At 48.3% G+C, this 23,442-nt stretch carries 24 protein-coding genes; 11 read left to right on the top strand and 13 right to left on the bottom strand.

What is annotated here, in order from left to right; genetic code table 11:
• Positions 1 to 219: 219 nt before the first annotated feature.
• The 9 genes from VT06_RS15090 to VT06_RS18855 all read right to left on the bottom strand — a co-directional run bounded on the left by VT06_RS15090 (position 220) and on the right by VT06_RS18855 (position 10,057).
• Positions 220 to 1,017: a hypothetical protein gene (locus tag VT06_RS15090; RefSeq protein WP_046555159.1), complete on the bottom strand. Its 798-nt coding sequence runs from the start codon at positions 1,015 to 1,017 to the stop codon at positions 220 to 222.
• Positions 1,018 to 1,087: 70 nt separating this feature from the next.
• A complete protein-coding gene (locus VT06_RS15085) occupies positions 1,088 to 3,172 on the bottom strand; it encodes a GNAT family N-acetyltransferase (RefSeq protein ID WP_046555158.1) in 2,085 nt (694 codons plus the stop codon).
• Positions 3,173 to 5,344 carry a DNA helicase II gene (uvrD, locus tag VT06_RS15080; protein ID WP_046555157.1) on the bottom strand — a complete coding sequence of 724 codons (2,172 nt, stop codon included), beginning with the start codon at positions 5,342 to 5,344 and terminating at the stop codon, positions 3,173 to 3,175.
• A gap of 95 nt (positions 5,345 to 5,439) precedes the next feature.
• Entirely contained in the window at positions 5,440 to 6,150 is a 711-nt protein-coding gene (locus VT06_RS15075; RefSeq protein ID WP_046555156.1) for an HAD-IA family hydrolase, read from the bottom strand.
• 80 nt (positions 6,151 to 6,230) lie between these two features.
• Entirely contained in the window at positions 6,231 to 7,187 is a 957-nt protein-coding gene (locus VT06_RS15070) for a tyrosine recombinase XerC (RefSeq protein WP_046555155.1), read from the bottom strand.
• Positions 7,174 to 7,830 (bottom strand): DUF484 family protein, encoded by a 657-nt coding sequence (locus tag VT06_RS15065; RefSeq protein WP_046555154.1) that lies wholly within the window; start codon positions 7,828 to 7,830, stop codon positions 7,174 to 7,176. Before VT06_RS15065 ends, VT06_RS15070 begins: the two co-directional genes overlap by 14 nt.
• On the bottom strand, positions 7,827 to 8,657 hold the full coding sequence (dapF, locus tag VT06_RS15060) for a diaminopimelate epimerase (protein WP_046555153.1): 831 nt from the start codon (positions 8,655 to 8,657) through the stop codon (positions 7,827 to 7,829). Before dapF ends, VT06_RS15065 begins: the two co-directional genes overlap by 4 nt.
• A gap of 7 nt (positions 8,658 to 8,664) precedes the next feature.
• Positions 8,665 to 9,927, bottom strand: coding sequence for a diaminopimelate decarboxylase (gene lysA, locus VT06_RS15055; protein WP_046555152.1), 1,263 nt, complete (start codon positions 9,925 to 9,927; stop codon positions 8,665 to 8,667).
• Positions 9,914 to 10,057 carry a lipoprotein gene (locus VT06_RS18855; RefSeq protein ID WP_369796923.1) on the bottom strand — a complete coding sequence of 48 codons (144 nt, stop codon included), beginning with the start codon at positions 10,055 to 10,057 and terminating at the stop codon, positions 9,914 to 9,916. The genes lysA and VT06_RS18855 overlap by 14 nt, the downstream gene beginning before the upstream one ends.
• Before the next feature lie 120 nt (positions 10,058 to 10,177).
• Here VT06_RS18855 and cyaY point away from each other — a divergent pair, with 120 nt between their 5' ends.
• The 10 genes from cyaY to VT06_RS15000 all read left to right on the top strand — a co-directional run bounded on the left by cyaY (position 10,178) and on the right by VT06_RS15000 (position 18,841).
• Complete coding sequence (gene cyaY / locus VT06_RS15045) at positions 10,178 to 10,513, top strand: iron donor protein CyaY (protein WP_046555150.1); 336 nt, start codon at positions 10,178 to 10,180, stop codon at positions 10,511 to 10,513.
• Positions 10,513 to 11,199, top strand: a complete 687-nt coding sequence (locus VT06_RS15040) for an alpha/beta hydrolase (RefSeq protein ID WP_046555149.1) — start codon at positions 10,513 to 10,515, stop codon at positions 11,197 to 11,199. The genes cyaY and VT06_RS15040 overlap by 1 nt, the downstream gene beginning before the upstream one ends.
• Entirely contained in the window at positions 11,196 to 12,128 is a 933-nt protein-coding gene (gene hemC, locus VT06_RS15035) for a hydroxymethylbilane synthase (protein WP_046555148.1), read from the top strand. The genes VT06_RS15040 and hemC overlap by 4 nt, the downstream gene beginning before the upstream one ends.
• Positions 12,125 to 12,877 carry a uroporphyrinogen-III synthase gene (locus VT06_RS15030; protein WP_046555147.1) on the top strand — a complete coding sequence of 251 codons (753 nt, stop codon included), beginning with the start codon at positions 12,125 to 12,127 and terminating at the stop codon, positions 12,875 to 12,877. Before hemC ends, VT06_RS15030 begins: the two co-directional genes overlap by 4 nt.
• On the top strand, positions 12,874 to 14,004 hold the full coding sequence (locus tag VT06_RS15025; RefSeq protein WP_046555146.1) for a uroporphyrinogen-III C-methyltransferase: 1,131 nt from the start codon (positions 12,874 to 12,876) through the stop codon (positions 14,002 to 14,004). Before VT06_RS15030 ends, VT06_RS15025 begins: the two co-directional genes overlap by 4 nt.
• Positions 14,001 to 15,080 (top strand): heme biosynthesis HemY N-terminal domain-containing protein, encoded by a 1,080-nt coding sequence (locus VT06_RS15020; RefSeq protein ID WP_046555145.1) that lies wholly within the window; start codon positions 14,001 to 14,003, stop codon positions 15,078 to 15,080. Before VT06_RS15025 ends, VT06_RS15020 begins: the two co-directional genes overlap by 4 nt.
• Entirely contained in the window at positions 15,080 to 15,583 is a 504-nt protein-coding gene (locus VT06_RS15015) for a DNA-deoxyinosine glycosylase (protein ID WP_046555144.1), read from the top strand. Before VT06_RS15020 ends, VT06_RS15015 begins: the two co-directional genes overlap by 1 nt.
• A 335-nt stretch (positions 15,584 to 15,918) precedes the next feature.
• Positions 15,919 to 17,301, top strand: coding sequence for a Type 1 glutamine amidotransferase-like domain-containing protein (locus VT06_RS15010; RefSeq protein WP_046555143.1), 1,383 nt, complete (start codon positions 15,919 to 15,921; stop codon positions 17,299 to 17,301).
• Between the two features lie 97 nt (positions 17,302 to 17,398).
• Positions 17,399 to 18,466 (top strand): cyanophycinase, encoded by a 1,068-nt coding sequence (locus tag VT06_RS15005; protein WP_161795044.1) that lies wholly within the window; start codon positions 17,399 to 17,401, stop codon positions 18,464 to 18,466.
• A gap of 156 nt (positions 18,467 to 18,622) precedes the next feature.
• Positions 18,623 to 18,841, top strand: coding sequence for a hypothetical protein (locus tag VT06_RS15000; RefSeq protein WP_152659039.1), 219 nt, complete (start codon positions 18,623 to 18,625; stop codon positions 18,839 to 18,841).
• Here the strand turns inward: VT06_RS15000 and VT06_RS14995 are convergent, their stop codons facing one another.
• Positions 18,842 to 19,252, bottom strand: a complete 411-nt coding sequence (locus VT06_RS14995; protein ID WP_046555163.1) for a thioesterase family protein — start codon at positions 19,250 to 19,252, stop codon at positions 18,842 to 18,844. It abuts the gene before it with no gap.
• 159 nt (positions 19,253 to 19,411) lie between these two features.
• Here VT06_RS14995 and VT06_RS17625 point away from each other — a divergent pair, with 159 nt between their 5' ends.
• On the top strand, positions 19,412 to 20,731 hold the full coding sequence (locus VT06_RS17625) for an energy transducer TonB (RefSeq protein ID WP_052750299.1): 1,320 nt from the start codon (positions 19,412 to 19,414) through the stop codon (positions 20,729 to 20,731).
• Between the two features lie 56 nt (positions 20,732 to 20,787).
• On the opposite strand, the gene fre is transcribed toward VT06_RS17625, so the two are convergent.
• The 3 genes from fre to ubiD are packed head-to-tail and all read right to left on the bottom strand — an operon-like array spanning position 20,788 to position 23,336.
• On the bottom strand, positions 20,788 to 21,531 hold the full coding sequence (gene fre, locus VT06_RS14985; RefSeq protein ID WP_046555141.1) for an NAD(P)H-flavin reductase: 744 nt from the start codon (positions 21,529 to 21,531) through the stop codon (positions 20,788 to 20,790).
• Between the two features lie 39 nt (positions 21,532 to 21,570).
• Positions 21,571 to 21,849: a 2Fe-2S iron-sulfur cluster-binding protein gene (locus VT06_RS14980; RefSeq protein ID WP_046555140.1), complete on the bottom strand. Its 279-nt coding sequence runs from the start codon at positions 21,847 to 21,849 to the stop codon at positions 21,571 to 21,573.
• The gene (gene ubiD / locus VT06_RS14975) at positions 21,846 to 23,336 is read right to left on the bottom strand and encodes a 4-hydroxy-3-polyprenylbenzoate decarboxylase (RefSeq protein WP_046555139.1); all 1,491 of its coding nucleotides are present in this window, start codon (positions 23,334 to 23,336) and stop codon (positions 21,846 to 21,848) included. The genes VT06_RS14980 and ubiD overlap by 4 nt, the downstream gene beginning before the upstream one ends.
• Positions 23,337 to 23,442 lie beyond the last annotated feature (106 nt).

Raw genomic sequence — 23,442 nt, 5'->3', positions numbered from 1 at the left:
ATGGTAGTGTGGCATTCGCCATGCGAGAGTAGTACACCGCCAGGCTCCCAATTCAATAAATAAGCCCCTCTCGTAAGAGCTGGGGCTTTTTTATTGGCTACGATCCACTAAGATAGCCGTTGCTCTTAGTTGCCACTAAGCAACCCCCTTTGTCAACGGGGGTTAAGATGAATTTATAGTTTTTAAGGAAAGACTAAGGTAGCTTGGAAAGGAATTTAATTATTTACGTTGCAGGTTACCCTGATTGTCGAAATGCCATTCTGCTTTGCCAAGTAACTGAAGATACACTTGCACATCAGCTTCGCTAAATACTTTAATAAATTGATTATGCTGGTCTAACAACAATAACCAGCTTTTAGGGCTTTTTGTATATTGTTGTTCCGTCAGATAGCTCTGCATGCCCATATATTTAGAGGGAATATTGCGCCAGCCTTGTTCCAGTTTATAAATATATTGGCCTTTATATTCAGGATGCAAAAAATTACTTTGCTCCAGCGAGCTAAGGCTGTTGCGATCGACAATACTCACTAATGCAACTGCTTTGCTGCGCTGTAATAGTTCGCTTGCCTGTTGTTTCATTACCGACTTTTGCTTTTGCCATTTAACACTACTGCTGTCTTTACTTACTTTAACAGGTGTAGCGATTTCCAAAGCGAATAATGCTAACTCATATTTATCGAGTACCTGTTGATAGTTAGCATGGTCAGTGCAATCAGTAAGCAGGATGTTGTTTGCTACGCGTTGATGCAGCCTTGTATTACCTACAACATTTTCAGTGAACTGATTTATATCGAGTTGTAATTGTTGTTCTAATAAGTTAAAAAACCGGCTGTTATCAGGTTTTTTAACCATGAATTGCGCTGCGTCGAGTTCATTACAGTGTTGATAGAAATGTTCTAGGGCGGTGCTGTAGGCATGGCTATCTACCGCGTATTGTAAAGTGCGTATTTCAGTTTGGCTATAGCCTGAAAAACTACTGGCAGCAAGGCTTATTAGTAACGGCGTTATCATCGTCATAGAAATATAGTATCAACAGTATTCAAATAAATCGTCGCACATTAGCATTTTTCTGAAGCTGAAAACAGTATTAGTCGCTTGGAATACTTTCTAATGCGTTAAGTTGTTGCTGTATCAGTTTAATACATGCTGCTTGGCCCGTCAGTTGAAAACGTTGGCAAATTATTTGCCAACCCTGTTTTTGCCATAAACGAGCGGCTAAAACAGCGGCTGCTGCAGGTTCAAGTTGCCTATAATGCTGATTAAACCAGACCACTAGTAAGGATGCGACTAACTGATAAGGACGCTGACCTGCAGCAAAAAGTTGAACTTGCTGCTGTTCTGCTTCACTCAAGCCTCCTGCTGGTGTGATGATCAACCGTTTAATGACAGTAAAACTGAGGTTTTCCGGATACTCCATAAGGGTCTGATATAACTCGTATCCTAATTGTTGCTGTAAAAAATGTGCTGGTTCAACGGCTGCATTAAGTGGTTGCAACATTAATATAGAAGGCTCGCTACTGGCATTGTCAGCAAAGTGACTTAGCCGAACGGGTATAAACCCTGCCTTTTCCCAAAAAGACAGTAAAGTGTCACTAACACCAAAACTAGTCCCCAGCCAGGCAATGTTTTCAGCCTTAAGTACGCTGGCTATTTGCTGCAGTAATTTACTGCCCAACCCATTGCGTTGAAATGGCGCTGCAACGGCAATTCGCATAACCCGCACCAGAGCTTGGCTGGCAAGTTGTGGCTGAGCCAGATGAAACGCCAGGCTTTGAGCCAGTAAATGACCATGTACTCGTCGTTTGCCCTGATAAATTTGCTGGCAAAGTGGTAGAGGGAGTTCCCCTTCAAAGCTTAATAAGGCACAGGCTAGTAGTTGGTCTTGCTGATATAAAGCCATTACCCGTAGCTGCGGGTTATCTAAAAGCGCTGCTAAGTCTTTTATTTGAGTTTGGTAATGGGCCTGGCTTAACAGATGAAACACTGCCAGTAGTTGCTCTGAGTTTGCTAACCAGTCGCTATGACGATATTGACGTACCTGCAAAGTTAAGTCTGGCTGATAATGTAGGGTGGCGTCAGGCTGTTGTAATAAGAAACTATGAAAAACGAGCTGTTCCAATGGGTCTTGTTGCTGATAACGAATAGCTTGGCTAAGTTGTAAACGACGCCAGCCAGGTTGGTTCTGGTTTAAATATGCCTGAAAGCGCAATTGAAAGCCGCGACCGGTACCTTCATAACCATGCTCAGTTGTTGCAAATACAATACGGCTGTAGCGATCGGCAAGTTGCTTTAATATGTTGGTTGGCAGTGCTGCTGCTTCATCTATCAATAATAAATCAAGATTTGGTTGTTGCTGCAGCAGCTGATCAATAGCCATAAAGTGCAGCCCTGTAGTGGTAGGCATTAGTTGCTGATAATGCTGCAAAGCAGTGGTGGTAGCATTAGGGCTAGCGCCAGTTATCACTATATATTGCTTACCTTGTTTAACTAACTGCGCTGCAGCAATACCCAGCGCTGCCGATTTACCCCGGCCACGATCGGCAATTAATACTAATGGACGTTTACGGTGACCCGTTACTACCTTAATAATTGCAGCTACTGCAAGCTGTTGATCTGCGCTGGCATAAGGTTTTGTTGGTTGCGGCACCGGCTTAAATTCCGGTAGTGTTATTGCTTGGCTAATACTGAGCTGCTCATTAGCGAGGCTGAGTTTTAGTAGCGGACAATTAGCCAGCCGGGCTAACCAAAAGCGGATAAACTGGCCGTTATGCTCAGCAGCCTTAAAAGGATAGGGTAATAATGAAGCATGCGCAGGGTTGGCTTGCTGGCACCACTGCGCATCAGGTGGCGCCAGTATCAACCATAGGCCTCCTGCACGTAAACACCCGGCACTGGCTGCAACCAAATCGGCATTCAAACCATTAAAGGCATTTATAATTAACAGATCGCATTCACTACCCAGTAACTGATAATTATTGCCAGCTTTAAGAATAATACTGCCTGGTGGCGCCTGCTCGCCCAACCAATAATGCGTTTTGGGTTTTAGCTGCTCAACGACCTTATGGCAAAGGAGTAACACGGCATTTTGCTCGCCTTGCAACAGTACCGGTAAACGAAGATGCCGAGCAGAGGCTTCAGCCAATAGCGGCCGTAAAAGTGCCAGTAACGGCATTTAATCAACAGCCTGCAATCGGGCATAGGCAGTAACCAGCCATTTACTACCCAGCTGGTCAAAATTAACCTGAATGCGCGATTGTGGGCCGGTACCTTCATAGTTTAACACCGTGCCTTCACCAAACTTGTCGTGTAACACGCGCTGACCCAGTTTAAAGCCGGTGCTTTCAAAAGCAACATGGCTGGCTGCACTGCCAAACCGGTTAGACTGAACAGGCCGGCTAACTTGAGTTGTTAAGCGGATTTCATCCAGATATTCAGCCGGGATTTCCCGGATAAAGCGTGAAGGTTTATGGTATTGCTCCTGGCCGTATAAGCGCCGGCTTTCGGCGTGGCATAAATAGAGTTTTTGCATGGCGCGGGTCATGCCCACATAACAGAGGCGACGTTCTTCTTCTAAGCGGGTTGGGTCATCACCACTTTGTTGGCTTGGGAACATACCTTCTTCCAAACCGCACATAAATACCAGTGGGAACTCCAGGCCTTTAGCGCTGTGTAACGTCATGAGTTGCACGGCATCGGAATGCTCTTCCGCCTGATAATCACCTGCTTCCAGCGCAGCTTGCGATAAAAAAGCCGCCAGCGGTGTCATTTCTTCTGTCGTGTTGCTGTTAAAATTCTGACAGGCAGTGACCAGTTCGTTTAAGTTTTCTATGCGGGTTTGCGCTTTTTCGCCTTTTTCAGCTTGGTACATAGCGTACAAGCCAGATTGCTTAATAATATGCTCGGCTTGTTCAAACAGCGGTAAATCGGTTAACTCTTGTTCCAGCCGGTCAATTAACTGCATAAACTGTTCAATGGCGTTGGCCGCCCGGCCGCTCAGTTGTTTTTGTTGCAGCATTTGCTGCAAGGCTTGCCACAGCGTTTGCTGCTCGGCACGGGCATGCAGCCGAACTTTATTCATCGTGGTATCACCAATACCGCGTGCCGGTGTATTAATAATACGTTCCATTGCGGCATCATCCTGGCGATTGCTGACCAGTCGTAAATACGCCAGCGCGTCTTTAATTTCTTGTCGTTCATAAAAACGAAGGCCGCCATAAATACGATAATGCAACCCTTCCTGAATAAGGGCTTCTTCCAGCACCCGTGATTGGGCGTTATTACGATATAAAATAGCGCTTTCTATTAGTGCGCCACCCTGGTTATGCCAACTGCGAATGCGCGACACAATAAAGCGTGCTTCGTCTAATTCGTTAAAAGCGGTATACAGCGAAATCGTTTCGCCCTCAACGCCATCGGTCCATAAATCTTTACCGAGCCGGCCGCTGTTATTGGCAATAACGGCATTAGCGGCTTTTAAAATGGTGGCAGTAGAGCGGTAATTTTGTTCCAGCCGGATAGTTTCGGCGCCATCAAAGTCGCGTAAAAATTGCTGAATATTCTCTACCCTGGCACCGCGCCAGCCGTAAATAGACTGATCATCATCGCCAACGATCATTACCCTGGCAGCATTGCCTGCCAACAAGCGCAGCCAATTATACTGAATCGCATTAGTATCCTGAAACTCGTCTACCAGAATATGTCTAAAACGCTGCTGATAATGAGACCGTACATCATCATGTTTTTTTAATAACTCAAAACTACGTAGCAAAATTTCAGCAAAATCCACCAAGCCGGCACGGTCACACATTTCCTGATAGGCCGCATAAATTTTCACCATTTGCACCATGCTAAAATCACCGCCAGCATCGATCATCGCCGGGCGCTGGCCGTCATCCTTACGGCCATTAATAAACCATTGAATTTGCTTAGCAGGCCAGTGCTTTTCATCCAGGTTTAAAGCTTTTAATACCCGTTTAACCAACCGGAACTGGTCGTCAGAGTCGATGATTTGAAAGCCTTGGGGTAAACCGGCCTGCTGGTAGTGTGCCCGTAACATGCGGTGCGATAAGCCATGAAAAGTACCCATCCACAGATTATTTAAACTGACACCAATAGTGCTTTCAATGCGGCCGCGCATTTCTTTAGCTGCTTTATTGGTAAAGGTTACCGCCAGTAAACTATATGGGGCGACAGTTTCCACCTGCATTAACCAGGCTAAACGATGCACCAGTACGCGGGTTTTACCACTGCCAGCACCCGCTAATATCAGCATATGCTGCGCCGGCGCTGCCACCGCGTCACGTTGTTTATCGTTTAAACCATCCAGCAGGTTGGATACATCCATCAGATCATCTCAGTAAACTATTTGCCGGCCATTATAGCAGGCGAAACCGGTGCGCCAAGTAAAGCTGCCGGCTTTTAGTGGATAAATAACCAGTGTCAGTTGTTTGGTAGCAGTAAAGCGCCTAACTGCCGCACATCTGTCAGGCGGATATGCGGCAAGGTACTTACTGCTTGCTGGTGATGATCCAGCCAGGCGGTTTGGCAGCCCACGGCTAAGGCGCCCATTACATCGGCGCGGTGGCTGTCGCCAATATGCAGAATGTGCGCTGGGGCCAGTTTTAGCCGCTGTGATGCCAGCTGAAACATATCAGGGTAGGGCTTCATCTTACCGTCAGGCCCGGCCTGCAAGCTAAATTGAAATAAGCCGCCTATGCCCATTTTATGAATGCAGGCATTACCATTGGTTATGGCAATTAGCCGGTAACGTGTGGCAAGAAGGGTTAATAGTTGAGTGATGTCAGCTGTTACGCTAATTCTTGTACGCGCTTCCAAAAAAGCATCGTAACCATGCTGGGCAACGTGTTTAGCCTCTTGGTATGGCAAGCCTAATTCAAGCAGCCCGGCTTCAATACCCAGCAGGCGCCAGCGGCCAATATCATGGCGTATTTCTGGCTGTATTTTGGCCAGCTGTACGCGCTGCTGGCCCCAAAAGGTACTGTCTTTATTTTTACTAACGGGTGCTTGCTGTGCCAACGCGTTAAGCATAGCTTGTTCGGCAGCCGCAATCACCGGCGCGTTATGGTAAAGCGTGTCATCTAGATCAAATGACAATGCCTGAATAGCAGAGAGGGCTTTAAATACTTGCATGGGTTTTCCAGAATTCAACATAACGTAATTTTACTTATAAAGATTTACGCCAGTGAGACTACTATAGTTCTTACGGAGTATTACGGCTTTTTCTTTGCCCGTGGGTGAGCGTTATCATACACCGCCGCCAGATGCTGAAAATCGAGGTGGGTGTAAACCTGGGTGGTACTAAGGTTAGCATGGCCCAGTAAGTCTTGCACAGCGCGCAGGTCGCCGCTTGATTGTAGTACATGGCTGGCAAACGAGTGGCGCAGCATATGCGGATGCAGTTGCTGGCCCAGCCCCTGCACTTTAGCCCAGTGGTTTACCCGCTGCCGAACCTGACGGGCCGAAATTCGCTGCTGCTGTTTACTAAGAAATAGCGCCAGCTGATCCGCTTTTGGTGTGGCCTCACCCAGCAAAAAATGGCGTTGACTGAGCCAATGTTGTAATGCCGATAGCGCTACCGATCCAACCGGTATTTGCCGCTCTTTGCTGCCTTTACCGCGCACCCGGATTAGTTTTTGCCGCCAGTCGATATCGTTGATGTTTGTACTGACTAACTCTGCCAGGCGCAGGCCGGAGGAATAGAACAGTTCCAGCATGGCTTTGTCCCGACATGCCAATAGATCAGTGCTGCTATCAAAGCTGAGCAAATGCTGCAAGGTATCAATATCAACGTTTTTCGGTAGCGTAGCCTTGGGTTTCGGAACCGTTAAATACTGTGCCGGATTGTCACTAAGCTGCTGCTGTTGCTGCAGATAACGGTAGAGACCACGCAAGGAGGCTACCGTCAAAGCCAGGCTGCGGGCACTAAGGCCGCGGCGGCGGCCATTGGCCAAATAGCTTTGGAGGCTGCTTTCCGTTTGGCTATGCCAGCTAAATTCAGCTGGTTTACTGTCTAATGTTTGGGCTGCCTGAGTTGGCAGGCTGTTGGCCAGCAGGCTCAGCTGCTGGCGATAGGTTTGTAAGGTGCGGCTGGCGTAACCGCGCTCAAAGCGCAGGTAGCTAAGGTATTGCTCAATGTCGCGTTGCCAGTGCGGCTCAGTTGCGGTCATAACCGGGCAGTACCAACACCAGTAGTTTTGCCAGGTGGCGGATAAACAGTCGGTCCATTGCTGGCTGAAAGTGGTCGTCTTGCTCACTGCCAAAGGCTAATAATGCCAGGCCAGGCCCGGTACCAATCTGAACCAATGCGACCGAGTGAATGCTGTCAGCGAATAACGGCTGCTGTTCTTCTTTGTTTAAACGCCCCAGATAAACATTGTCGCTGCTAAGCCGCCTGGTTAACAGTAACTGATACTGACTTATGGCGCTGCTGTCGGGTTGCAGGCAAACCAGCCGGCAGGCATGCACTTGCGGCATGCTTTTAGCAAAATGCTGCACTGCACGCTCAGCGTCGGGCAGTGTCGGGTGTTGCAGTAAACTTAAATGCAGCGTATTTAAAGCATGAAAAATATGCTCGTTTTGCCGGGCAAGCGACATTAGCCGGGTAATATCATCTTCCAGGGCGGCAATTTTTGCCCGTTGTAATTCCTGCTGCCGCTCTACTAACGATATGCTACCCCGTTGCTGATGTGGTAAGCGCATTTGTTGTAATAGTTGCGGATATTGCTGGAAAAACTCCGGGTGGTCCTGTAAGTAATCCAGTACCACGCTAGTAGCAATGGCGTCTTTATCCTGAGCTAAAATATCGGTCATAACGAAAGTTGTCCATCAAATACGTGTTCTGCCGGGCCGGTCATTTTTACCACCTGGCCCGAGCCATTCCAGCGAATATGCAAGGTGCCTCCGGGTAAGTCTACCTGTACTTGCTGGCCCAATTTTTTTTGCAGCTGACCAACCACTACAGCGGCGCAAGCACCGGTACCGCAAGCCAGAGTTTCGCCAACACCGCGCTCCCATACCCGAAGTTTAATATGCTGCGCTGTTATTACCTGCATAAAACCAATATTAGCTTTTTGCGGAAATCGTTCATGGCCTTCCAGCAACGGCCCCAAAATGGCAACGTTAGCGCTGGTAATGTCATCTACCTCTAACACCGCATGCGGGTTACCCATAGAGACTACACCACATAGCACGGTATGCTCGTCAGCGCGCATAATGTAGGTGGCTTCTTGTTTTTGAGCTTTGAACGGTACTAGTGCCGGATCTAGCTGTGGTACGTTCATAGTCACCGTCACCTGACCATCTTGTTCTACATACAGCGTAATTTTGCCAGATTTGGTACTTACCTGAATTTTATTTTTGTTGGTCAGGCCACGGTGTCGCACAAATTTGGCGAAGCAACGGGCACCATTGCCGCATTGTTCTACTTCGGTACCGTCAGCATTAAAAATCCGGTAATGGAAATCCAGTTCCGGATCATAGGGTGGTTCTACCATCAGCAATTGATCGAACCCTATGCCAAAATTCCGATCAGCTAATTGGCGAATTTGCTCTTTGGTTAAAAAAATATTCTGGCTGACACTATCGACCATCATAAAGTCGTTACCCAGGCCATGCATTTTCGAAAAGTTAATGATCATCAGTGCCTTATTTCTCGTCAACCAGCAGTTGTTCGCCGCGCCATAAATCCTGCCACTGTTCACGGGCCCGGATTAAATGACTGCGGTTGCCGGCTACCATTACTTCGGCCACTTTCGGCCGGCTGTTGTAGTTAGAGCTCATGGTAAAACCATAAGCGCCGGCCGAGCGCACCGCCAGTAAATCGCCCTGGCTAACTGCCAGTGTGCGGTCTTTACCAAGAAAATCGCCGGTTTCACATACCGGGCCTACTACATCGTAAAGTTGCGCGCTGGCAGTACTGTGTTGTTTAACCGGCACAATATTTTGCCAGGCACTGTACAGTGCCGGCCGGATTAAGTCGTTCATTGCGGCATCGACAATAGCAAAGTGCTTTTCCTGCCCCGGTTTTAAATATTCTATCCGGGTAAGCAAAATGCCGGCATTGGCCATAATGGCGCGGCCGGGTTCCATTATGAGTTCCAGCTCTGGGTAATCTCGAAGCCGTGCAACTACTTTGTTAATATAGGCTGCAGGCTCAGGGGGCGTTTCTTTGTCATAAGTAACACCAAGGCCGCCGCCAATATCGATATGGCTAAGGTTTATGCCGTCTTTTTTTAGGGTATCAATTAAAGAGATCAGTTTTTCCAACGCCTCTAAAAATGGTTGGGTTTCTGTTAATTGCGAACCGATATGACAGTCTACCCCAACCAGTTTCAGGTGGCTCATTTTGCTGGCGGCCCGATAAATATCAGGTGCTTTTAAAATATCAACGCCAAATTTATTGGCTTTTAAACCCGTTGAAATATAAGGATGGGTTTTGGCATCAATGTCCGGATTAACTCTTAGCGACACCGGTGCCAGCATATTCAGCGCACTGGCGACCTGTTGTAACCGTGCTAACTCAGCTTCAGATTCAACATTAAAGCATTTAATGCCCAGTTGCAGGGCAAAGCGCATATCATCGGCGGTTTTTGCGACACCAGAAAAGACAATTTTCGCCGGGTCGCCACCGGCCGCAATAACCCGGCGCAATTCACCACCAGAGACAATATCAAAACCGCTGCCCAGTTTGCTCAGTACATTTAACACGGCTAAATTGCTATTAGCCTTTACCGCATAGCACACCAAGCTTTGCGGATGTGCGGCGGCGCTGCTGGCAAAAGCATGATAATGACGCTCGATAGTGGCACGGGAATAAACATAACAAGGGGTACCAAATTCTGCTGCCAGCGTGGTTAAATCAACGTCTTCAGCATGTAATATAGCGTGATGATAATTAAAGTGATCCATAACTGTCCTCACGGTTGCCGGTTGGTTGAAGCGGCTTTTCTGACGCTGGCGCTGCCACTTCGGGTGCCGCTTGTGGTAAGGTAAGAGGCCCTTTTTGGCCACAGGCGGTTAGCATTATGCTGCCCAACATAAAGCAGGCAGGCAAAAGAAACTGAGATAAAGTGCGCTTCGTTTGCATGGTTTCTATTTCTTTAACGGCTTGACGCTCTATAATCGCATCCTTAGCGATAAAAGCAAACAGGTGACGCAGATGAATGACTATGAATATGATGAACTAACCGATAATACCTTGTTAGCGGTAGAAGAGGCGCTTGACCAGCAAGAACTGGATTTAGACTATGAATCGCACGGTGGCTTGTTGTCGATAACCTTTCCAGACCAAAGCAAAATTATTATCAATAAACAACCACCGTTGCAGCAACTGTGGGTGGCAACTAAATTTAATGGCCATCACTTTGAATGGCGCGAGCAGCAATGGATTGATAACCGCACTGGTATTGAATTTTGGACATTATTAACCGATGTCGCATCGAAACAAGCGGGTAGCCCACTGGTGCTTGGCCCGCAGCAAACTGGACCAAAGTAATGGCGTTGCTTTCTTTTGTTGATGTTAAGCCGCAGGGGGCCGTTAAGGCGGCGGTAATTTGGTTACACGGCCTGGGTGATTCCGGCCACGGTTTTGCGCCTATAGTGCCAGAGTTGCGGTTGCCAGCTGATGCCGGTATTCGGTTTTTATTTCCGCATGCACCCGAGCGGCCGGTAACGGTAAATGGTGGTATGCGGATGCGTGCCTGGTACGACATAAAAACCATGGATCTTAGCAACCGGGCCGATGAGGCCGGGGTGCGCGAATCGGCCACGGCAGTGCAGCAGTTGTTGGATAAGTTAATAGCGGATGGCATTCCAAGCGAGAAAATTGTACTGGCTGGCTTTAGTCAGGGTGGTGTTGTTGCCCTGCATTTATTGGCACGGTTGCCATATCGACTGGCCGGGGTAATGGCACTGTCGACCTATTTGTGTGCCGCTGAAAAACTCTCAGCTGAAGCCACTACCAGCAATAAAGCTACGCCAGTATTTATTGGCCATGGCACACAAGACCCGGTAGTGCCGGTAGCCGCTGGCCAGCAAGCCTTTCATGCGTTAAAAAACCTTGGTTTTACTGTTAGCTGGCATGATTACCGGATGGAACACAGTGTGTGCGCGCAAGAAGTGGCCGATATTAGTAGCTTTTTGCAGCGCCGGTTAATGCTGGTAAAGGATAACGCATTATGAGCCAGATTGTGCGTATTGCTACCCGCAAAAGCGCCTTGGCATTATGGCAAGCCGAGTTTGTTAAAGCTGAACTATTGCGCCATCATCCAGCATTACAGGTAGAACTAGTGCCCATGTCGACTCAGGGCGATAAAATACTGGATACGCCATTGGCAAAAATTGGTGGTAAAGGCTTATTTGTAAAAGAGCTGGAAACCGCAATGCTCGATGGCCGGGCTGATATCGCCGTACACAGTATGAAAGACGTGCCAGTAGCATTTCCTGATGGCCTGGTATTGCAAACTATTTGCCAGCGGGAAGATCCGCGTGATGCGTTTGTCTCTAATCAGTTTCAAAGTCTGGCGCAATTGCCGCTTGGTGCGGTGGTAGGAACGTCCAGTTTACGTCGTCAGTGTCAGTTAAAAGCACTACGGCCTGATTTAACAATACGCGATTTGCGCGGTAACGTTAATACCCGGCTGGCGAAATTGGATAACGGTGAGTTTGCCGCCATTATATTGGCTGCTGCAGGCTTAATAAGGTTAGGTTTTGCAACGCGGATTGCCAGCTTCATTGAACCAGAGCAAAGTTTGCCGGCCAATGGCCAAGGTGCCGTAGGTATCGAATGTCGCAGTGATGATACTGCCGTTCAGCAGTTGCTGGCGCCACTGGAACATTATGCCACACGGCTGTGTGTGCTGGCTGAGCGGGCGATGAATCGCCGCTTACAAGGTGGTTGCCAGGTGCCTATTGGCGCATTTGCCACGCTTAATGGTAATCAGTTGCAACTGCGGGGACTGGTAGGGTCACTTGATGGCAGCCAGATAATCCGGGCGCAGCATAGTGGTAGTGCAGACACTGCCGAGCAGCTGGGCTTGATGGTTGCCGAGCAATTGCTGGCACAAGGTGCCGGAGCCATTCTACAACAGGTATATCAGGCGAACGAATGAGTATAGCCACGCCATTTTTGATCACCCGCCCGGCTGGCAAAGCTGACAACTTATTGGCCAGTCTGGATGAACAGGGCATTGCTTATAGTTATCAGCCGTTAATTACTACTCAGCAAGTAAGGTTAAAAGCAAAAGATATTTCGTTGTTGCAGCAGGCAGAACTCATTATTTTTGTTAGTGTCAGTGCGGTAAATGCACTGCAACAACAGCTCAAACCAGAGCAACTTACTGGCCATTTATTGGCAGTGGGCAGCACAACTGCGACATTATTGCAGCGCTGGACCGGGCGAGAGGTGATAGTACCGCACGATCAGCGTAGCGAAGGCTTGCTGGCCTTGCCACAGTTACAGCATGTTAAAAATAAACAGGTAGCGGTGGTACGTGGCAACAATGGCCGCGAGCTAATTAAACAGCAATTACAAGCCCGTGGTGCTAACGTTAAATATGTGCAAAGTTATATCAGAGTGCCATTAGCGTTAGAGGGTAATCAGTTGTGGCAACTATGGCAGCAACAGCAAGTACGTTGTATTGTGGCAACCAGTAATGAAATTTTGCAGCAGTTGTTTGCACTGATCCCGGCAGCAGGGCAGGCGTGGTTGCAACAGCGGCATTGGGTGTTAGTTAGCCCCCGCATGCAGGAGCAGGCACTGGCGCTGGGCATAGCGCTTTCGCATATTAGCTTGGCTGAGAACGCCAATGATCACGCCTTGTTGCAGCAAATTATCCAGCTTAAAAAGGAAATGGTATGAGTGAGCAGGCAGACAAAACCGTAGCTGAAGATCCAGCAGCTCCACTTGCGCAATTAAAAAAACGTATTGCCGAACAAGCCGAGCGGCCGGCAGCCGGCGGTCGGGGGCTGGCATGGTTGGCATTGTGTTGTTCGTTGTTATTGGCGGCCGCACTTGCTGTAGCCGGTTATTGGTTATGGCCGCAGTGGCAGCAGATGCAGCAGCAACAACAGCAATTACAACAGGCGCAGCAGAGCGTGAACCGGCAAAGCGCCGAACTATTAAGCAGCAGCCAAAGCCAGTTACAACAAAGCCTGAGTGCTCAGCAGCAAAATTTTAGTGCCATAGAGCAGCAATTACGCACTCAGCAGCAACGCCAGCAAGAACAACTGCAGCAGCAAATGCAAGCAGTGCGTGAGCTGGTGCAGCAAAGTGATGGCGCACCACCACGACACTGGGCCTTGGCTGAAATTCAGTTTTTATTGAAGCGGGCTAATTACAGTCTATGGCTGAACCAGGATAGCAACAGTGCCCGGCTCTTATTAAACATGGCTCAGCAGCAACTTGCTGAACTGGATGATGCCTCGTTAATAACGGTACGCCAGGCAATTGAAGCTGATTTAACCGCACTGGCTGAGCTAAAGCAACTTGATCTTACCGCAGTATATGTGCAGTTAGCACAAATGCGCAAAAGCAGTATGGCATTGCCACTAAAGCAGCAAGAAGCCACGCTTAAGATCACGGTAGCCGCACCACAAGGTGAGCTGAAAAACTGGCGTAGCACCTTGAAGTATTATTGGGACAGTAGCCTGCAGCAATTGTTTGCGGCCAGAGTGGCAGTACCGGAAGATTATTTTAATTTAACCGCTGAGCAGCAATTAATGGTACGAATTGCCCTTAATCAGCAGCTATTACTGGCGCAACAGGCGGCACTATCTGCTGAATCTGAGGTGTATCGAAGCGCACTGCAACAAGCCAGTGATCAGCTACAACGTCATTTTCAAGCTACTGAAGCTGCGGTACAGCAATTAAGTGCCCAATTACTGGTATTGGCGGCTATTGATGTTGCTACGCCGCAGCGGCCTGCACTGCAAAGTGGCCCGCAATTGCAGAGTTATCTGCAAAGCTTGGCGGAGACGGCATTATGATCAAAGCACTATTATTAGTGGGCTTATTGGTGCTGGCGATGTTTATCGGGCCGCTGGTAACCAATAATCCGGGTTATATAAAACTGGTGTTAGCCGGTTATGTTATTGAAATGACTGCATTGGGTTTTGTCATAGTACTGGTGGCGGGTATTGTTGTGGTTACCATAGTAATTAAACTGCTACGGTATGTACTGCGCCTGCAGCATATATCATTTAACTTTTTTCGCTCACGGCGCCAGCGTAAAGCCAGGCTGACCTTTGCCAATGGTTTACAAGCGTATGCAAGGCGGCAATGGCCTGCAGCCGCCAGTCAACTGGAACAGGCACTGCTAGCGGGTGACTTTAACAACGAAAAACGCTTACTTGCAGCTTATGCGGCGTTTTATGCTGGCCAGCTTGAGCAGGCAAAAACCTTATTAGCTGGGTTAGCGGAAGACGATGCTGGCCGCCAGTATTTGGAAGTAGACATGTTGTTGCAGCAGGGTAATGCCCGCCAGGCAGTAGTGATATTGCAGGCTTTGTTACAACAAACAGCGCCTGATGCCGGGCTGGGTCAGTTATATCTGCGTGCTTTACAACAGGCCGGGCAGTGGCAGCCGCTGCTGGTTGCCGCCGGGCAGGCGGCTAAGGAACGTTGGTTTGATGCGCCCAGCTGGCAACAACAACGCTTTGTTATTTATCCGCAGGCTCTACGTCAGTTGGCAGGTGACCAGGCGTTTGAACAGCAACAAGACTACTGGCAAGCGCTACCGTCGAAAGAGCGAAAGTCGGCAGCCGCTGCCCTGGGTTTAGCCTGGGCTGAAGCCAATGCCGGCCAGGCCGAAGCAGCTGAAAAACGCTTAGTAGCAGCGCTGGAACTGGCAGATATCGCCCCCGCCTGGCCTCATTTACGGCAGATAACCCTGGGACGTTCGGTATTGCGGCTGCGAAAACATATTCAACATTGGCTGCGGGATAACCCCAGTAATGGCTACTTGTATGCGGTGCTGGCGTATTTGGCTGAACAAGAGGGTGAGCAACAGCAAGCACAGCAAGCCTGGCAAAAAGCGCGGCAGTATCAGCCTGAATTACGATAATGCCTGCTATAGCAGGTTTGTCTGCGGTAGCGCAGCCAGGCAGCACGTTATTAATTTTGGGCAGCATGCCTGGGGTAGCGTCACTGCAACAGCAGCAGTATTATGCACACCCACGTAACGCATTTTGGCCAATTATGGCCCGGTTGCTGGGTTTCGAGCAAACCCTGAGTTATTCTCAGCGTTTGCAGGCTTTGTCGCAGGGCAAAATAGCATTATGGGATGTTATTAGCCACTGTCAGCGCCAAGGCAGTCTGGACAGTGCCATTCGTGCCGAGCAAGCTAACGATTTTGAAACCTTTTTAAAGCAGCACCCAAAAATAGTGGCCATTGGGTTTAATGGCAATAAAGCCTGGCAAAGCTTTAACCGACTGGTTATTCCACAACTTACTCTTACTAGCGCTATAGCGTTATTACCCTTACCCTCCACTAGTCCGGCTTATGCCGCGCTTAGCGTTGAGCAAAAGCACCAGCAGTGGGCTGCACTGTTACACTACCTCAAATAGGTTGTTGCTAACTTTGCAACGTGTCGGCTTTTTTTACATTGTTTGGCGTATTGCCTTGACAGCATGTCTATTCGAGACAATATTAAATAGTAATTAAACCGTCATCTTGTTGTGTTATGAATCCAATATTGTGTAGAGCCAGTGAAATACTGTGGTTGGTTGCCAAACCGACTGATCTGCATAATTGTGCCTCAGACTATCACTTATCTGAATGGTTTGACGAATAGCCTCCTCCCTCTGAGTTAGCTGCAACAGTTTTGCCTGGCATTTGCCTGGCGAAAAACTTGGCCTGTATTGGCCATTTCCTAAAAAAACACACTATGCAGGACGTAAAAATGAAAGCACTAAGTCTATTAGGCGTAGTTGCACTATTGCTCTGTGGCAATGCGCAGGCCTGTTTGTTACAAGAAAGTGAGAGAAATAATAACGAAAGCGCGGCTAACGGCCCGCTATGCAGTGGGGCAAGTGTACAGGCTACTATTGGCAACCGTACCGATCAGGACTGGTATTATTTTAACACCAGCGCTAGCGGCGATATCTCGGTGAGTTTAAGTCATAGCAATAATGTGGATTTTGACTGGTTTTTATATCGGGCCAGCGGTAATTATATTGTCTCAGGGCAAAGCAGTGCCACGCCGGAAATGGGCAGTTACGTCGCCTCACCCGCCGGGCCGCATTATATTAAAGTTACCCGATATAGCGGCAGTGGTAACTACCAGCTGATGGTCAATTTTAGTGGTGGCGGTGGCGTAGACCCAGAACCAGAGCCAGCTAATTGTAATTATGGCCCAAGGCCTGCCAAGCCAGGTAGTTTATCGGCAACCTTGCTGGGTAGTGGTAGCGATTTTTGCACCAGTTTAACGTCGCCGGCTTTGTTACTAATGGGCGGTGGTGCAGATGTAGATGCGGCTTTTAGTAATAGGATAAAACCGCATATTAACGGTGGTAATGTTGTGGTGCTGCGCACCTCTGGCAGCGCCGCCTATAATGACTACCTGCAAGGGCTAACCGACGCCGCTTCGGTAGAAACGTTAATTATAAATACCCGTACCAAGGCTAATAGCGACTATGTTGACTGGGCGATCCGCAGTGCCGAGTTTGTGTTTATTGCCGGTGGTGATCAGTCTGACTACCTGAATCAGTGGCAGGGTACCAAGGTGCAAGATGCATTAATGCATGTGTATAACAAAGGCGGCGCGGTTGGTGGTACCTCCGCCGGTAATCACGTTCTGGGCCAATTTATATATGACCCCGACGGTGTGTTAGGTGCTATTAGCTCAGAGGCAGTAACCGATTATTGTCATCCAACCGTTAATGTCAGTACAAATTTTCTTAACGTACCGCTGCTAAACGGCATTATTACCGACACCCACTTTCAGCAGCGAGACCGCATGGGGCGCTCAGCGGTGTTCCAGGCAAAATTAGGCAGTAGTGGTAGAGTCGTGGCGGTATCAGAAGCGACATCGCTGTTTATTAGCGCTAATGGCAATGGCGTGGTAGATGGTAGCAATGAGGTCTATGTGCTGCGTGCTGACAACCAAACCCAGTATCAGCAAACCAGTTGTGGCCAGCCGGTAATTATTAATAACCTGCTGCGTTACAAACTGTTGCCTGGGCAAAGTTATAACCTGTTAAATAATGGCAGCACGGTTAACCCCACCCGACTAAGTATTGACGGTCGTAGTGGAAATTTTTATGCGCCATTAAATCCATACTAGTTATATTAAGTAATATCTGAGTTGTAATGGCCAATAAGCCCACGCTTTGGCTGGGCTTATACTTTTTTAGAATTGAGTAAGACAAATGAAAATAAACATGTTCAATAATATTTTTATTTTTTCACTGGCGGCGCTATTGCTTCAGGGTTGCGGTAATTCGCCAGCGGAACCGGCTTTACAAAGCGAATTAGCGTCGATGGCGAACGCTGAGGCTTGTGGCTATGGCAACCGGCCTGACAAACCCGCCAACCTGACCCGTTTTGCACTAGGTTACACTGGCGACGTTTGTGTCACGCTTGAACCGGAAGAGGCGGGCGTGATCCTGATGGGCGGTAGTACCGATGTTGATGCGGTGTTTGCGGAAAAAGTCCGGCCGTATATTCAGGGTGGTAATGTGTTGGTGCTGCGCACCGAGGGCGGTGCAGGTTATAACGATTACCTGCTGCACTTAACGCAAGCTGCCTCGGTTGAAACGTTAATTGTGGACAGCCGTGACAAAGCCAACAGCGAATACGTTGCCTGGGCACTGCGTAGTGCCGAATTTATTTGGTTTGCCGGTGGTGATCAGTCTGAGTACATCCGCTTTTGGCAAAATACCCGTTTGCAGCAGGAGCTTCATTACGCCTACCAGCAAGGTGCCATTATCGGCGGCACCTCGGCCGGAAATGCCATTTTAGGTGAGGTGGTATATAACCCTGACGGTGTTGGCAGCGCAGTGTCCAGCGAAGTCGCTAAAGACTTTTGTGATGCCAATATTAAATTCAGCGGCGACTTTTTACAGGCGCCGCTGCTAAAAGGTACCCTTACCGATACTCACTTTAAACAGCGAGACCGTATGGGGCGCCTGATGACATTACTGGCGCACCATGCAGCAGCAGATTTAACCGGCATTGGAGTATCTGAAAAGACCGCGCTTTGGGTGCAGCGCAATGGCTGGGTTGAAGTGTTAGGGCAGCATGAAGTTTATATTTTGCGGGTTGATGCAGAAACGCACTATGAGCAAACCGAGTGCGGCCAGCCGGTGATGATAAATGATTTGTTGCGTTACCGTTTGCAGCCGGGCGACCGTTATCAGCTTGGCAGCCATCATACTGATGTCGAGCCACTGCGTATTAGTCTGGACGGCAGCCAAAGTATCATCTACCAGCCGAGCAATCCTTATTAACAATAAGCAGTAACGGTTAAGTGGATATTATAACGGAATTAATTGCTGCCCTGTTGGTCTGAAATAGCCTTAACAACGTCAGATCCCGGTGCAGCCGTTTTTGTTAAATCTTACTCATCCTTTACATCGTTTTATGCGCGCGAGTACGGAGTTGCTGTGCTACTGGCGTTGCTATTTCACAGCCTAATACTCGCATTACTACTGAACACAACCTTTAGCCGGCCAGCGCAACCACCGCCATCCGCACCAATTACCTCTTTTCTGTATCAGCAAGCTAAGCCGACCCCGGCAGTCGAATCAGCCGGCCAGGCTGATAAAGCTGAGCATAACAAGACGATTGAAAAGCAGGCGCTACAAAAACACAGTAAACGTTAATCAGGCTTCAGCAATATGCTGCTCGAGGCGTTGCTTTAACTCACCATCAATGGCAACGGCTTTCCCGGTTTTCTGATCTAGGCAAACAATGGTCACTTCAGCATCTGCTGCTATGGCATCTTTACCGGCAATGCGAACTTCTTGGGTGACAACAGCACTTTTGCCGCCAATTTTACTAAAGCGGGTAGCCACTTCTAGCGTATCACCCATAGCAGCCGCGACCCGATAGTTAATATTGATATTAACAATAATCCAGGCTAGGTTATGTTTGGCAAACCATTCAATGTCACCACTGTCTTCCAGGTAACCCCAGCGGGCTTCTTCCAAAAACTCCAGATATCGGGCGTTGTTAACATGCTGATAGATATCTAAATGGTAACCACGAACTTTAATGACGGTTTTATGGGTCATGCTTAAACTCTGTAAGTATTTCAGGTGTGTTAATTGTGGCATAGAATAACTGGCCATACCAGATTAGCGAAAACTGTTTTGTTAACATTTAAGTAGCAAGGGTTGCAATAATATTTTTTTTGGGTAAGGTGTTCACAGTTAATTTAAAAGGAACAAGTAATGAAAAAGTGGATTTTAGCGGCGTTGTTTGGCTGCAGCGTCGCTCAGGCCGATATGCTGGAAGCATTAAAAGCATATGAAAATCAAAATTATACGCAAGCACAACAACAGTTTGCTGAACTTGTCCCTTTAGGCAATGAATTAGCGGTGTTTAACCTCGGTGCTATGGCTTATCAAGGTGAAGGTCAGGCTAAAGACCTCAGCGAAGCAATAGCTTATTTTATGTTAGCAATAGAGCTTCAACATCCGCAGGCAAAAGACGTTCTGGCAGATTTAACCAAAAATGCAACTGAGCAGCAACTGGAGCAGGCTAACCAGCGCTTTGAGCAGTTAAAACGTAGCGTGGTGATTGCGGCGACAGATTTAGACAAGCCAAGAGATGTTAGCCTGCCGCAACCAATAAAACGGGTAAGCCCTGAATATCCGATCAGTGCGGCTAGGAATGGTCAGTATGGTTATGTAAAACTGCGCTTTTTGGTTGATGAGCAAGGCAAGGTTGCCGCAGTAGATACCATGGATGCTTACCCGCAAAACGTGTTTGAAAAAGCGTCGGTGAAAGCGGTTAAACGCTGGCGCTATGAGCCTAGTGGCCAAAAGCATTTAATGAACGTGCAACTAAGTTATGCATTAGACGGTGGTGTAAAGGTGTCGGCAGTAGAGGCTACGGTTACTGAACACAATTTATGGGCTTACTCTTTAGCCGGTTCGCCACAGCACCAGTTAGCCTTAGGTATGTTGTTGTCGCTGATTGACATTCAAAGTGGTAATGGTTTTTGGTATAACCCAGCGTTACCGCTAACAGCCGCTGCCGCTGATTTTTCTATCTATGAAAAACGCGCCGCTTTACGAGTCGGCTTCGAAGGGTTTTGGGGATATGCTGTGGTACGCGTCGCGGCCGATGGCACAATAACCGAGCAAATTAAAACAGACTTTGAACCGCGCAGCGAAGTAACCAGCTTAGTGGGTTTAAAACTTAAAGGTAACGTTGAGGCCGATGTTTACCGACTGCACCGGCGCAGTGATATTAGCTCAAGAGGGGTGAGTATTACTCCGTCGATTGAGGTTTCGCGGGCAATGTCGGGTATGTTTTGGTGGGAGCAAGCCGCTAAAAACGGCAACCTCGATGCCCAGCGTATAATGGCCGCATACGATAGGCAGTGGGAAAATTACTTACTTAGCCTAAATAATGCCGAAGTTATGGCCTGGACCGGCACCCGATTGATCCTGGAGGGCCAGCGCGAGCAAGGTATGCAATTACTTGAGCAGGCTATCGCAAAAAACTATAAGCCCGCTGCCCAGATGAAAAAACAATTTATGTAGAACTAAGCTGTTATTAAAAAAGCGCCCAAAGGGCGCTTTTTTAATAACAGAGTACATTAAATATAAGCAAAGGCATCAGCAAACATATGTTCGCGCACCGCACCTTGCTGAGCAAAGGCTTCACGGGCAACACCGGCCATGGCAAAAGGGCCCGCAATATAAATATCGTAGTCTTCAAGTGCGGCAATGTCTGCTAATACGGCTTCATGAACCAGCCCGGTCCGGCCTTGCCAGCCTGCCGTTGGCTGCTGTACCACAGGAATATAATGAAAGTTATCAGCTTGCCCGGCCCAGTGTTGTAATTGTGGTTGATAATACAGCGCATCTTGTTGGCGTACTCCCCAGTACAAATATACCGGTTGGCTGGTCTTAGCTTCGCTAAGTGCTTGTGCTATAGCGTACACGTAAGAAAACCCGGTACCACCTGCCAGTAAAATGATTGGCCGCTGGCTATTTAGCCGCAGCTGCGCCACACCCAAACCAACTTCTACCATTACCTGTAAGCCCGCACGATGCTGCTGCTGTATATGCGCCAGCGCCGCCCCAGACCAATTATCGCCTGCCGGGGTGCCAATGTGCAATTCCAGCTGGTTATGCTGCGCTATACTAGCAATAGAAAACGGTCTTTTGTCTTCGGCGCTTAACAGCAATTGCAGGTATTGACCGGCATGGTAAGCCGCCGGTTGTTGCGGGCTTAGTATCACTTTACTAATGCTGGGTGTCAGCGCTTCTATAGCAATAACGTCGCAGGTAATGGCAGTGGCAAGCGTGCTCACGGTGTTAGTCGAAATATCTGTCATGTCGCTCTCAAAAATACGTGGTTAAAAGTTAGGTGGCACTTAACCACTTATAAAAGGGTGATGTAATACAACATCTGTAATCGGGTAAGCTAGGCAGCAGTAAGTAAACTGCTGCTGTTTATCCAGTTCGGTTAATGGTTGTGGCTCTGCATAGCGAACCTCACCACTTTTAAGTTTGCAGACACAACTGGTGCAAACGCCCTGGCGACAGCGATTAGGGAAGTCGATACCGTTTCTAAGCGCGGCGCTAAGAATGGTTTCGCCATTGTGCACGGCAAAGCTCAGCTTTGCTGGTTCTACCGTTACCTTAAAACTCACAGTTTGGTATCCTTTATGGGCAGCACAATACCCAGGCTGTCCCAAATAGTGTCGACTCGTTGTTTGGTGGCTTCGTCCATCACAATAGGCTCGCCCCATTCACGGTTGGTTTCGCCAGGCCATTTATTGGTCGCATCCATACCCATTTTAGAGCCAAGGCCTGATACGGGCGACGCAAAATCCAGGTAATCAATAGGCGTATTTTCAACCAGTGTAGTGTCTCTGGCCGGGTCCATCCGTGTGGTAATGGCCCAAATAACGTCTTGCCAGTCGCGGGCGTTAATATCATCATCACAAACAATCACAAATTTGGTATACATAAACTGGCGTAAATAAGACCATACCCCCATCATTACGCGTTTGGCATGGCCTGGGTATTGTTTTTTCATGGTAACAATAGCTAGCCGGTACGAGCAGCCTTCCGGTGGCAGGTAAAAGTCGGTAATTTCCGGGAATTGCTTTTGCAATATAGGCACAAACACTTCATTTAATGCCACCCCTAAAATGGCCGGTTCATCCGGCGGCCTACCGGTGTAAGTGCTGTGGTAAATAGGGTCTTTACGCATGGTAATATGCGTTACGGTAAATACCGGAAAGCTATCAACTTCGTTGTAATAACCGGTATGGTCGCCATAAGGGCCTTCGGCAGCCATTTCGCCAGGCGCAATATAACCTTCCAGTACAATTTCGGCGCTGGCCGGCACCTGTAAGTCGTTGCTAATACATTTAACCACTTCGGTGTTGTCACCACGCAATAAGCCGGCAAAACCATATTCTGACAGCGTGTCTGGTACCGGCGTTACTGCGCCCAGTATAGTCGCTGGGTCGGCACCTAATGCTACGGCTACCGGATAATTTTCACCTGGTTTAGCTTTTTGAAACTCGTAAAAGTCCAAGGCGCCGCCGCGATGTGATAACCAGCGCATAATAAGCTTATTTTTAGCCAGCACTTGCTGGCGATAAATACCCAAATTTTGTCGATCTTTATGCGGCCCTTTCGTTACCGTTAACCCCCAGGTTATAAGCGGTGCCGCGTCGCCGGGCCAGCAGGTCATTACAGGTAGCGTGCTTAAGTCTACCTGGTCTCCCGTTAACACTACTTGCTGACAAGCCGCTTTTTTCACCAGCCGTGGTGACATATTCAGCACCTGTTTAAACAGCGGCAGTTTGCTAATAACATCTTTCAGGCCCTTCGGTGGCTCGGGTTCTTTTAAAAAAGCCAGTAATTTACCCACTTCACGCAGCGCAGACACGTTTTCCTGGCCCATGCCCAGTGCTACGCGCTGTGGTGTGCCAAACAGGTTGGCCAGTACCGGCATGCTGTAACCTTTCGGGTTTTCAAATAATATGGCCGGGCCACCGGCACGCAAGGTGCGGTCGGCAATTTCGGTCATTTCCAGTACCGGGTCTACTTCTGTGGTTACCCGTACCAATTCGCCTCGTTGTTCCAGCTGTTTTATAAAATCGCGTAGGTCTTTGTATTTCATGCTTGACATCAGGCCTTATAAATTATTATCTGCTATTATACAGCTCTGGTAAGTGCTTGCCAGTGTTGGCCTGCTCTATAGCAGTTAAGGTTGCAAGCGTGTATTT

Origin of the sequence: Arsukibacterium sp. MJ3, assembly GCF_000987765.1 — a bacterium.
Classification (GTDB): Bacteria; Pseudomonadota; Gammaproteobacteria; order Enterobacterales; family Alteromonadaceae; genus Alishewanella.
Note: the sequence above shows the minus strand (reverse complement) of the source record. Positions and strands in the feature narration are given on the sequence as shown.